Genomic DNA, 12929 nt, shown 5'->3' with positions numbered 1-12929 from the left:
CCGTTCGAGCCTGTTCACTCACGGTGATCACTCGCCCTGCCGCTTGACGGCCGGATCCGGTATCACCTTCGTCATCCCCGGCAGGAAGTCCCTGAACAGCTCGTGCACCTCCCGCACCAGCGGCCGCAGCACCCGGAACCGGGCCAGGACGACACCCCGCGAGGTGAGCCGGGCCCCCCGCTCCGCCAGCCGGTAACTCCGCTCCCGCCCCTCGGTCCGGTCGAAGATCCAATACAGCACCAGCCCCATCTGGGAGAGCCACATCAGCTCCGGCAGGATGTCCCGCAGTTCCTCCGGCACCTTGGTCTTCGCCCCCGCCAGCACCTCCCGGTGGACGCTGATCGCCTCCACGCGCGCGTGCTCCGACTCCGGGGAGAAGGGGCTGAGCGGGCTGTCGGGATCGGCGGCGTTCTTGAAGAACTGCACCGCGAACTCGTGGTACGGCGTGGCGACGTCCAGCCAGACCCTCAGCACCCCCGCGAGCCGCGCCTCCAGATCGGTCTCCCGGTCCAGGACCTCACGGACCGCCGCCCGGTGCTCGGCGGCGAGGCGGTCGTAGAAACCCTGGATCAGGTGTTCCTTGCCCTGGAAGTAGTAGTACGCGTTGCCGACCGAGACCCCGGCCTCCTGGGCGATGGCCCGCATGGTCGTCTTGTCGTACCCCCGCTCCTGGAACAGCCGCATCGCGGTCTCGAGGATCAGCGCACGGGTCTGCTCGGACTTGGTCTGGGCGGGGCCCTGGGCGGGGCCGTCGTGGTTCTCGGGCACGTAGGGAGCCTAACGAGTGACGCAGCCGCCGCTGTCGCAGCCCGGCGGGGACCAGCTCCAGCCGGTGCTCGGATGGTACGACCACCCGTCCGCCCTGCGGTACACCTGGCCGCCCCATTGCGCCCCACCCCACTGCGCCCCGCCCTGCTGGGCCCCGCGCCACTTGGCGGCGGCGAGCACCGCGCCCCTGGCCAGCCTGGCCCCGGCCGGAGTGCTCAACCGGTGGGCGAGCGGACGGTGTTCCCGCAGCGCCCACAGCGTCACGATCCAGGCGGCGGCGTCCCGGTAGACCTGCCCCGAGTCACCGACCACGGTGACCTCGTCGAGCGTGGCCCGGTGGTCCAGGCCGGGAAAGCGCCGCCGCGCCTCCTCGGACCCCGCGGCCACCATCTCCAAAGGCACCAACTGGGGCTGTCGTACGAGCCAGTCCCGCAGGTGGGTGCACAGGCCGCACTCGGCGTCGTACAGCACGGTGAGCCGGCGGACCGGGGCGCGCTCGGCACCCCGGTCCTCGGTGGTCGTCACGGCGCTCACGCCCCCTGCGCTCCGACCCACCCCTGCGGCGCGACCGGCGGCACCTGCTCCCGCTCCATCACGCCCCGCCGCCGGATCTTGTTGAGCACGTACACGTTGGCCAGGTGCATCACGCCGAGCACCAGCAGCACCACGCCCAGCTTCGTCGACAGGGCCTCGAAGATCCCGCGGGTGTCCGTGATGGTGTCGTCGCCGCTCAGGTACAGCGCCACGAAGCCGAGGTTGACGAGGTAGAACCCGACCACCAGGAGGTGGTTGACGGCGTCGGCGAGCTTCTCGTTGCCGTGCAGGACGTCGGCCAGGAAGATCCGCCCGTTCCGGCTGAGCGTGCGGGCCACCCAGATCGTCAGCCCGATGCTGACGACCAGGTAGATGACGTAGGCGATGACGGTGCGGTCCATGCCCCACCCCTTCTTGAACGCGTTCAAAACGCTGACATGGATGACTGTAGACCTGTTTTTGAACACGTTCAACCAAGTTGCGGGGTGGGGCTTGTGTCAGGGCCGTCGCCCCAACTCGGGCCGCTTGGAGTAGTCCGTGAACCCGATGACGTTGCCCCAGGGGTCGGCGATCTCGACAGTCCACCCGGTGGCAACGGAAAAGGGCCCGTCGAACGCCGGGATCCCGGCCCCGGCGAGCCTCCGCGCCGCCCCCTGCGCGTCCGTGACCTCCACCCACACCCGAGGGGCGGGCCACACCGGCGGCCGCTGCCCCAGCTCCGGCTCCTCGCGCAGCAGGACACCCGGCGTCTCGCCCCCGACCTTCAGCAACGCGATCCCGGCCTCGTCGAACCGGAACCCCAGCGCGAACCCGGCCCGCTCGTAGAACCCCACGGCTTCCCCGAGATCCCCGACCGGCAACACCATGTTGTCGAACCCGAGCAGCTCGTACGACTCTTCATCTGACATGCCATCAGATTAGAGGGGAGGGCATGGAGTGCCGGGACAGACAGGCCGAGGACCGCCGGACGGGAAGTCCGACGGCCCTCGGGGTGGCGCGGGGCGGGGGCTAGCCGATGGCGATGCGGGTCTTCCAGTAGCCCGCCGGTGCGACGACCTCCGTGCCTCCCCCCGGCAGGACACTCTTCCCACCGGCGTAGAACCGCACGGACCCGTCCGAACGCACGGCCCACACATCGGGGACGGAGTCGCCGTTGACGTCGGGCGTCCCCATGACGAACGGGATGCCGGCGGCCGACCAGCCGGAGGAACCGTAGATGCCGTCTTCACCCTCGGCGGAGTTGGTCGCCGCCGCGAGGGAGTTCAGATCGGTACCCCCGCCGCTCGCGGCGACGCCCCTGCGCAGCAACAGGCGCGCGGAGGTGTCGGACCGGTAGACGAGGTCGGCGACGCCGTCACCGCTGACGTCCCCGACGGTGACCAGGTCGCGATCGGTCCAGGCCGTTCCCGAGAGACGGATCGCCTGGTCGACGGTCGCCCCGTGGTAGCCGGTGAGGGCCCACAGCTCGTCGCCGACGGTGGCGAGGAAGTCGGTGCGGCGGTCACCGGTGATGTCGCCGGCGGCCACGATCTGGGTGAGGGCGGAAGGGCTGGGAGCGCCGGCCGGCAGCAGGATCTCCCGCCGCTTGTCGACGTCGACCGCACCATAGCCGTCACCTGGGTACACCCAGAGTCTCCCGCCGACCCGGACCACGAGGTCCTGAAGTCCGTCGCCCCCGTAGATGTCACCGTTGTGCGTGATCAGGGCACCCTTGAAGTGGCCTGGCGGTGCGGCGGCGTAAGGCGGCTGGTCATCACCGTTGGGGTCCTTCTTGGGGTTGGCCTGGTAGGCGCCGGACATGGAGTAGTCGAGGTCGCCGGAGCCGGTGTCGACGTCGTTCGGGGTGCCCTGGGACGGGTAGAGAGCGAGGTTCCCCGCCTCGGTGACGACCATCATGTCCGGCAGCTTGTCGCCGGTGAAGTCGCCGGGTGCGTCGGCCTGGTCCCGCGGGGTGACGTAGAAGAAGTACCTCGTGGGTTCGGAGACGTTGCCCGCGCTGTCGACGGCACGGACGTACAGCACGTTCGGACCGGCCGTAGGTGGCTTGGCGTTGGCGAGCGTGGCACTGACCGTGGCCGCTGTCCCGTTCGTGCGGGGAAGGCTGCCGGTGTAGTTGGCCGAGTTGAATCCGTACTCGTAGCGCACGACGTCGGTGTTCAGGGCGCGCAAGGTGAACGACCCGGGGGTGCCGAACTTCTTGACGGACCAGGTGGCGTCCTCGCCGTCGTTGCCGAAGCCGTTCTTGTCGCCGTCGGCGTTGGGAAAGTCCGTCGACGAGACCACGGGCGGACGGGGAGCGGTGGTGTCCAGCACGAACTGGCACGGGGCCTTGGGGTACCAGCTGGAGGTGCTGCCCGCGTCGTCGACGGCCCGGACCCGCCATGAGTACGCGATGCCGCTCGTGAGGCGGCTGGTGGAGAAGGCGTTGGTGGTCTCCAGCGCCGTGTCGGTATGGCCGCCCACGGAGACCTTGCCGGTCGACTTCAGCAGATCGCCGGTCGTGGCCCACTTCCCGCTGGGCCACAGGTCGAAGTCGAGGTAGTCGAGGTTCCTGTCCTTGTCGGTGGCCTTGGCGGTGAATGTCAGGTCACCGGAGCCCATACGGACGTACGGCTTCGTGGTGGTGCACCTGCCGTCGGGACCGAGATCGAGGGAGTTGGCGAGGATGGTGGGTCTGCGGTTGTAGACGAGTTCCAGAGTCGGGGCGAAGTCACCGTTGGCCTGGAACTTCTTCCACGCGTACTGGGCGTCCTCGTCGCGGGCGCGCAGCCCGAAGGTGATCAGGTCCTTGCCCTTGTCAGCGGCCTTCTGGGCGCCCTTCTTCACGTCGAAGGTCTCGAAGGCCTTCTTGCAGCCGGACTTGTAGCCGTGCGCGAAGCTCTTGGTGGCGAGCTTGTTGCCGTCGTGCAGCCTGGGCGCGTTCTTCCAGTTGGTGTGCGCGTTGATCGCACCGGTGAGATGCACGCTCATCGAGCGGGACTGGCACGACCAGGCATAGGTCTCCCACATCCTCAGCTTCGCGCTGGTGATCTTGGCGTCCCTGAGGTCCTTGTCGAAGGAGATGTTGAAGTACGACCGTGAGGTGCCCCAGGTGTCCGACTCGAAGCCGACGCGGGCCTCGTGGGTGCCGCCCTTGTTGAAGCCCTTGCCGTTGTAGAACGTGGCGTTGGGGTGCCGGTCGTAGGCGGTGGTCCAGTTCTGGACGTGCTTCTTGATCGAGGGGTCGATGAAGACCGGGTAGGTGGTGGCCGGGTCGTTCAGGAAGTCCTGGTCGGGCGTGAGAGTCCAGGTACCCGCGCTCAGGTCGGCCTCCACGAGTTCGCCGCGCGAGTCCGGGGACGGGCCGTCCAGGGAGGGCAGGCTGAGCGTGGCGGCCGAGCCGGTCTGCGAGGGGGCCGGGCTCGCCTCCGGCGGTCCCGGCGGCAGCGGGGCTTCCGACACCGGAGGGACCGATTCGTCGGTCGCCGAGGGCAAGACCTCGCTGTCGGGATCGCTCTGCTCGTCGGACTCGACCGCGTCCTCCGAGGGACTGGCGGTGTCCTCGGGCGACTCGCTCGCGGAGTCCGTCGGGTTCGGAGACTCCGGCGCGGTCGGCTGGGCCGTGGCACCGACCTCGCCGTCGGTGACGGCGGGGGCGCCGCTGCTGTCCCACATCAGCGGAGTGGGGGACACGGCGACCTCGTCGCCGTCCGCGCTCTCGGCGCTGACCATGCCGGTGAGCGGATCGAGCCGGAAGACCAGATCGGCCGAGTGGAGACCATAGGCGAGCTGCTGCACACGCGGATCAGCGGCCGCCTGACGGTCCTTCACGACGAAGAGCTGGCCGAAGCCGTCGTCGTCGGCGGTCAGCACCAGGTCACCGCCGGGGAGGATATCCGGGTACAGGATCCGGTTGCCGTCGACGATCGGGGTGGGCACGGCGCCCGGCCAGGTCAGTTGGATCGCGTACTCACCGTCGCCCACGTACAGCGTCGCCAGCGGTGTCCCGGTGTCGGCGGCGGCCCCCTTCTTCAGGGAGACCCGGCGCACGGTCGAGCGGGAGGAGCGCTGCTCGCCGCCGCCGTCCTTCGCCCCGGCGGAGAACACCATCCGGGTGTTGGTCGCCTTCGGCTCCCAGCCCTCTTCGGTGCGGTGCAGGCTCGGGTCGATCTTCCGCCACTCGCCGTCCACCTTGGCCCTGATCGGGGAGGAGTACAGCCGCTTGCGCATCTGGCCGTCCGGCTGCGCCCACGTGGTCGAGGAGGCGGTGCGGGCCGCGGTGACCTCGACGCTCCTGCCCGTGCGGGCGGCTTGCGTGAGTGCCGTGGACTCACTCACCGTCTTCGTGCCGCGGGCGCCGCCGGCGCCGTCGCGAGTCGCGTTGCCGGAGACTTCGAATCCGACATAGGCGATGCCGGTGGCGGCGATGGCGCCGGCGAGCAGCGCCGCGGTGGCACGACGGCCGGGTCTACGGCGCCAGGTGCGCGTCATCGGGCGGATCCCCCTTCCGCAGAGAGTGGCAGCTGATGATGACTCATGAAGATGCTGTCGTCACCCTGTGAAGGAGCGGTGCTGTCCGCCGCACTCGGCGAGCGGTCGGCGACCCCCGAGGCCCGGAATTACCTGATTCACCATCAGAACGGGCAACTGCTGGGCGGATTTGACCCTTTGAAGGTAAGAACTGGGTAAGTGATGTCATGCAGGCGTGATGATCCGTTACGCACTGTGATCGTGTTCACATGAACACTTTCGGTATGGCGTTCGTTCACAACCTGACCACAGAATCTGCACTGTCTGTTACTCATCGCGCGTGGTCCATCACCGGCCCCGCTTCGAGTGGTCCGGGGGAACCTCGTCGTGTCCGCACGCATCGCCATACCGACCGTGGCTGCCGCCCTGCTGGTGGCTCTGCTGCCCACGCAGTCGCTCGCACTGCCGCCCGATCCCAATGCGTCGTACGACGAGAGCGGTCGGGAGCAGGTCCAGTTGGAGCAGCTGGAGAGCGAGAAGCCCATTGAGGGTGGGTCGTTCTCCCTTGACCTTCAGACCCTGAAGGGCGACATCCCCAAGGACATGCTCACCGCGCCGACCAGCACTGTGTCGCCGCCGTCCAAACTCGAGGGCTCGGTGGCCTTCGACGCGCCGACCCCGACGCCGACGGCACTGCGCTCCTCGGCCCAACAGGTGGCGTTGAAACCGGTAGGGGCCCTCCCCGTCAGCCTCGGCCAGGCCCCCGACGAGCCGGCACCGACGGGGACTTGGCAGGTCACCATCCCGGACCGCGACCTGCCCGTCAGCCAGAAGGTCGCCGGCACCCTCCTGAAGGTGCGGGCCCCGGCCACCGGCGCGGTCCCCATCTCCGTGAAGCTTGACTACACGAAGTTCGAGAGCCTCTACGGCGCCGACTGGGCCTCCCGGCTGCGTTTCGTGCAGTTCCCCGAGTGCTACCTGAACACGCCTGACGACGAGGCGTGCCAGACGTACGAGGAGCTGGAGACCACCAACGACACGGCCACAAGGTCCATCACGGCCACGGTCGACCCGGCCGCCGACGGCACGGTCACGCCCGCCTCGGCCCCGTCCTCCTCCTCCGGCTCCGGCGTGTTCCGGGCGGCCTACAACAGCTCGACCTCCGCGACCCCGGTGACCGCCACCGGCGACACCGCAGTCCTCGGCGCCATCGACTCCGGCGCCGGCAGGGGCGGCACCTTCAAGGCCACCCCACTCGCATCCGACGGCAAGTGGGAGGCGGGCGGCTCGTCGGGCGCCTTCACCTGGTCCTACCCGTTGACCATGCCTTCCGCGCCGGCCGGTCCGGAACCCAAGATCTCCTTCGAGTACAGCTCGCAGACGGTGGACGGTCGCACGGCCGTCTCCTCCCCCCAGGCATCCTGGATCGGCGAGGGCTGGAGCTACGACCCCGGCTACATCGAGCGCCGCTACCGCTCCTGCAAGGACGACAGGAAGAAACTCGACTCCGGCACGCCCAACAACACGGCGGCGAAGGACAAGACGTCCGACCTGTGCTGGGTGTCGTACAACGCCGTGATGTCGCTGAACGGACGGACCACCGAACTGGTCCGGGCCGCCGCCTCCGGCAGCGACCCCGAGACCGACACGGAGATCTACCGGCCCAAGCAGGACGACGGGACTCGCATCGAGCACAGGGTCGGTGCCACCAACGGCGACAACAACGGCGAGTACTGGATCGTCAGGCCTCCCGACGGCACCAGGTTCTTCTTCGGCCAGAACCAGGTCGGCGGCGGGCACCCGGACACCGACTCCGTCTCCACGGTGCCGGTGTTCGGCAACCACCCGGGCGAGCCGTGCCGCGCCACCGCCTTCGCCGACTCGCGCTGCGGCGCCGGTAAGCAGCAGGCCTGGCGTTGGGGTCTGGACAGGGTCGTCGACGTGCACGGCAACACGATGGTCGTCACCTGGGAGCAGGAGTCGAACTACTACGCCGTCCGCAAGAAGTTCAAGACGCCCGAGCAGTACGACCGCGCCGCCTATCCCACCGTCGTCGAGTACGGCATGCGCGGCGACCTCACCAAGCCGTCCGCGAAGGTCGTGTTCGGCGTCGAGCAGCGCTGCCTGAAGTCCACGACGGCCTGCACCGGCACCAACTTCGACAAGACCGACGACCCGGGCGCCTACCGCCCCTGGTGGGACACACCCGGGCAGTACAACTGCAAGTCGAACTCGGATCTCTGCCCGCCGTTCCCGACGTTCTGGACGCAGATGCGCCTGGACTCGGTGACCACGAAGGCGGTGCGCGCGGGGCAGTCCGGTCTCGACCCGGTCGACAAGTACACGCTTCACCAGTCCTTCCCGGAGGACTGGTACGACACCTCGCCCGGCCTGTGGCTGAACTCCATCACCCGCACCGGCTACGCACCCGGTGACACCACCGGCACGCTCCAGTCCGCGGACGGCGTCAGCTTCTCCGCGTACACCGTCGGCTCCGAATCGCCGCTGCGTTCCCGGCTGAGGGACCGCCAGCTGCCCAACCTGGTCCTCAACGGCAAGAGCGACCAGCGCCCCGCCCTCACGCGGCCCCGCATCGGCACCGTCTCCACCGAGAACGGCGGTGACATCGAGGTCGAGTACACCGGTGGCTGCGCGAGCGAGCCGTCCGAGGACAAGGGCCGGAGAAACGGCACCTGCTACCCGTTGCGCTGGTCTCCCGACGGCGACGACAAGACACCCGCCAAGTCCTGGTTCAACAAGTACGTCGTCGCCTCGGTCACCGAGAGGGACAAGGTCACCTCACACGGCAAACCCGTCACCACCAGGTACGGGTACGCGGGCCCCGCCTGGGCCAAGAGCGACGACGAGTTCACCCGCCCGGCGCTGCGCACCTACGGCGACTGGAAGGGCTACCGGCAGCTCTCCGTCTACAAGGGCAGCACCACCAGTACCGCGAATGCCGAGGTCAACTCCCAGTCGTACACCGTCACGCGCTACTTCCAGGGCGTCGGCGGCGCGGTCAAGGACTCCACCGGCACCTACACCCTCCTCGCGGACGACAGTCCGGAATTCGCGGGCATGACCGCGGAGACCATCACCTACCTGAACTCCGACACCAAGCTCAACTCCGAAGGCGACAAAGTCCCCGTCGCTGACCCCCTGAAGCGCAACCTGACCTTCCCCTACTCGAAGCAGACCGCCTCTCGCTCCCGCGAGAATGAGGACGGGACGGCAGGCGAGCCACTGCTCGCCCACCGAGTCGGCGTCAAGCGAACGGACGATATCCAGAGGGACGGCACAAGCTGGCGTGCCGTCCGCACGCTCACCACGGTCGACGACACCTACGGCCTGCCCCTCCAGGTGGAGACGGCGGTCGTCAAGCCCAACGGCACCGCCGAGACCCTGTCCGACCAGACGTGCACCACCACGTCGTACGTGCACAACACCTCGTCCTGGTTGATCGGCCTGCCCAAGGAACAGCGCATAACGGGGACCACCTGCGCCGTTCAGGCGAACGCCGACCCCAAGACCGAACTCAAGTCGGCCGTACAGAACACCTACGACGACCTGGCCTACGGCGCCACGCCCACCAAGGGTCTGGTCACCTCGATGGCCGGGATCGACGGGGCCGGCACCGCGTACGCCTCCGCCGTCAAGACGACCTACGACCCGCTGGGCCGGGTGCGCACCATCACGGCACCCGGGGCGGGCACCACGGAAACCCAGTACACCCCGGCTGACACGGGCGGCCCGGTCACCCAGACCAAGTCGATCAACGCCAAGGGCCACACCACAACCACGACCTACGACCCCGGGCGCGGTCTGGCTCTCACCGTCACGGACCCCAACGGCCGGGTCACCCGCACCGAGTACGACGCCCTCGGCCGCCTGGTGAAGGGCTGGTCGCCGTCGCGCCAGTCCGTCGGCCAGTCGCCGAGCGTACAGATTTCGTACCAGAAGGCGGTGGCCACCCCCGACGAGAACCGTCCGGCCGCGGTGACCGTTCAGACTCTCAAGGACGACGGCACGTACGCCCGCGAGACGACCATCTACGACGGTCTGCAGCGCGAGGTCCAGAAGCAGGCCGAGGCGCACGGCCCCGGCCGGATCATCCTGGACACCAAGTACAACGACCACGGCCTGGCACTCGAGCAGACCAGCGGCTATCTGGCGAAGGGCGACCCGAGCACCGAGCTGTTCGCCCCCCGGTCCAAGTCGCTGATCCCCAGCTACGTCAGACACAGCTACGACGGCCTCGAACGCGAGGTCCGCACCACGACCTACCACGCCGACAAGCCCAAGCACACCACCTCCACCACCTACAACGACACGAGCACGTACGTGGACCCGGCGGGCTCCACGGCCCCTCGCACCCGCTCCTACTTCGACGCCCTCGGCCGCGTCACGCTGCTGAAGCACTACAGCAAGGACGACACCAGCTCGTACGGCCGCGGCACCAAGTACGAGTACGACGCCCGCGGCAACCGGAGCCGGATCACCGACCCCGCCGGCAACGTCTGGTCCTACGTCTACGACGCCCGCGGCCGGGTGACCTCGTCCACCGACCCCGACACCGGCACCACCGACACCTGGTACGACGAGGCCGACCGCCCCAACCGTGTGCGCAGCGCCCGCCAGCAGGAGACGTTCACGGAGTACGACGTGCTCGGACGAGTGCGGTACGTCCGGCAGGGCTCCGCGACCGCCAGCCCCGTCAAGGAAGTCACGTACGACGAGTCGCCCGGCGTCCTGGGCAAGCCGACAGCCTCGATCCGGCACACCGCGAACGGCGACTACGTCAGCCGCGTCACCGGCTACGACGCCGAATACCACCCCACAGGCACCGAGGTCGTCATCCCCGCGAACTCGATGACCACGGGCCTGTCCGGCACGTACACCTACGCCTACACCTACACGCCGACAGGCAAGCCGCAGTCGGTCACGCTGCCGGCGAAGGGTGGCCTGGCGAGCGAGAAGGTGGTCACGCGCTACAACGGCGACGGCCTGGCGGAGTCGACGTCGGGCCTGACCTGGTACACGGCGGACACCACCTACTCGCCCTACGGCGAAGTCCTCCGTACGGTCTCCGGCTCCCAGCCCTACCGCGTGTGGACGACGAACTTCGTCGACCCGCACACGGGTTCACTGCAGCGCACGGTGACGGACCGCGAGACGGCGGACCCGCACCGCATCACCGACAGCTACTACTCCTACGACGCCTCAGGCACGATCACGTCCAACGCCCGCCGGCTGTCGGACGGGCCCTGGGACACCCAGTGCTTTACGTACGACGTCATGGGCGAGCTGGTGCACGCCTGGACGTCGATCATCACGCCGACGGGCAACGGCACGGGCTGCAAGGCGGCCAACGGCAAGGCGTGGGGCTACCGCACCGACTACGCGACGTCGTCGGGCCCGGTGGCGGACGCACCGGATGAGGCCGACGACGCAACGACCCCGGACTCCGCGCTGACCGCGTCGCTGTCCGCCGCCGCCCCCGCCTCCACCACCGTCTCCAACGGCGGGACTGCCTACCGCCAGTCGTTCACCTTCGACTGGATCGGCAACCGCGCGACGTCGACGGACCACGACCCGACGGACGTGACGAAGAACGTCAAGTACACCTACGCGTACGGCGGTACGGATCAGCCCCACACGATGACGTCGGTGACCTCGTCACCCACGGGCAGGGGCAGCACGTACAAGTACGACGACACGGGCAACACGACGGACCGGAACCTCCCGGGCAGCACCCAGGACCTGACCTGGACCCCCGAGAACAAGCTGGAGACGATCACCAGCGCCGGCACGAAGACGACGTACGTCTACGACGCCGACGGCAACCGCCTCCTGGAGAACTCACCCTCCGGCTCGACCCTGTACCTGGGCGAAACAGAGCTGACGACCAACGCCACAGGCACCATCACGAAGGCGTCCCGCTCGTACACCCAGGCCGGAGCCCCCACGGTCGTCCGCACCACCACGAACGGCTCGACGACGGGCCACAAGCTCAGCGTCCTGATCGCGGACCACCTCGGCACGGCCAACACGTCGGTGGACATCGCCTCCGGCCAGACGGTCACCCGCCGAGCCTTCAAGCCGTACGGCGAGATCCGCGGCACGAAGCCGACGGCCTGGCCGAACAAGCGCAGCTACCTGGGCACGGGTATCGACGATGCGGCGACTGGTCTGACCCACATCGGGGCGCGGGAGTACGACCAGGCGACGGGCCACTTCCTCTCGGCGGACCCGATCATCGACCTCGCGGACCCGCTGCAGATGAACGGGTACAGCTACGCGAAGAACAGCCCGATCAGCAGCAGCGACCCCGATGGCCTCAGGCCGATCACGCCGTGCGACCGCGGCTGCGACAGTGATGGCAACACCTATCGGGACTGGATGGAGCCGAACGACGACGGCACCTGGTCCTACCACTACGAGAACACGCACTACAACTACCGTGCTGACGGCAAGCTGCACAGCGTCGTCAAGTCGGGCAGCGAGCAGCCGCCCCTCGGCAAGAAGATCGTGCACAACCAGTACGACTTCACCGCGCAGAAGACGGTCTTCAAGGCCCTCGCCACGACCTTCCTTCCCGACCCCTCGGCCTGGAAGAACTGCATCTCCGGCTCCGGTGCACAAAGCTGCTTGATCGCAGGAACTGACCTCCCGTTTGCCAAGGCCCTGAAGCTGGTGCCCAACTCGGTGCTGAAAAAGGGCGCCAAGGCCATCGAGGACTGGCTCGCGAAGGTGAAGGGGGCCAAGAAGTGCACCAAGTGCTTCCTCGCCGGCACCGATGTCCTGATGGCCGACGGAAAGACCAAGGACATCGAGGACGTCAAGCTCGGAGACGAAGTCCTCGCCACCGACCCGGAAACCGGTGAGACCGGCCCCCGAAAAGTCACCCGCCTCATCGTCACCGAGGACGACAAGCACTTCAACGAGCTCTCCATCGCCACCGAGAACGGCATCGAAAAGCTCACGGCGACCCATGAGCACCCATTCTGGTCCCCGTCCGCACACGACTGGGTACCGGCCGGAAAACTCAAGCCGGGCATGACCCTGCGCACGGACGACGGCGACACGGTCATCGTCACGGGTAACCGCTCCTTCAACAAGCACGCCCGCACGTACAACCTCACGGTTGACGACCTGCACACGTACTATGTGCTGGCGGG

Annotated in this window: 6 protein-coding genes; 1 reads left to right on the top strand and 5 read right to left on the bottom strand. The window is 68.4% G+C overall.

Annotation, left to right across the window (positions count from 1 at the left end):
- Nucleotides 1-27: 27 nt before the first annotated feature.
- The 5 genes from IG99_RS36370 to IG99_RS36350 form a co-directional block, all read right to left on the bottom strand.
- Nucleotides 28-768 carry a TetR/AcrR family transcriptional regulator gene (locus tag IG99_RS36370; protein ID WP_037681971.1) on the bottom strand — a complete coding sequence of 247 codons (741 nt, stop codon included), beginning with the start codon at nt 766-768 and terminating at the stop codon, nt 28-30.
- Nucleotides 769-777: 9 nt separating this feature from the next.
- Nucleotides 778-1302 (bottom strand): thiol-disulfide oxidoreductase DCC family protein, encoded by a 525-nt coding sequence (locus IG99_RS36365; protein ID WP_051866354.1) that lies wholly within the window; start codon nt 1300-1302, stop codon nt 778-780.
- The gene (locus tag IG99_RS36360) at nt 1299-1703 is read right to left on the bottom strand and encodes a hypothetical protein (RefSeq protein ID WP_037681969.1); all 405 of its coding nucleotides are present in this window, start codon (nt 1701-1703) and stop codon (nt 1299-1301) included. The genes IG99_RS36365 and IG99_RS36360 overlap by 4 nt, the downstream gene beginning before the upstream one ends.
- A 96-nt stretch (nt 1704-1799) precedes the next feature.
- The gene (locus tag IG99_RS36355) at nt 1800-2210 is read right to left on the bottom strand and encodes a VOC family protein (protein ID WP_037681967.1); all 411 of its coding nucleotides are present in this window, start codon (nt 2208-2210) and stop codon (nt 1800-1802) included.
- A gap of 100 nt (nt 2211-2310) precedes the next feature.
- Nucleotides 2311-5772, bottom strand: a complete 3462-nt coding sequence (locus tag IG99_RS36350) for a DNRLRE domain-containing protein (RefSeq protein WP_037681966.1) — start codon at nt 5770-5772, stop codon at nt 2311-2313.
- Between the two features lie 384 nt (nt 5773-6156).
- On the opposite strand from IG99_RS36350, the gene IG99_RS36345 reads away from it, so the two are divergent.
- On the top strand, nt 6157-12929 hold a 6773-nt coding region (locus IG99_RS36345; protein WP_037682039.1), incomplete at its 3' end, for a polymorphic toxin-type HINT domain-containing protein.

The organism is Streptomyces griseus subsp. griseus, assembly GCF_000720255.1.
Taxonomy (GTDB): Bacteria; Actinomycetota; Actinomycetes; order Streptomycetales; family Streptomycetaceae; genus Streptomyces; species Streptomyces griseus_I.
This window is presented reverse-complemented; position numbering and strand designations above follow the sequence as displayed.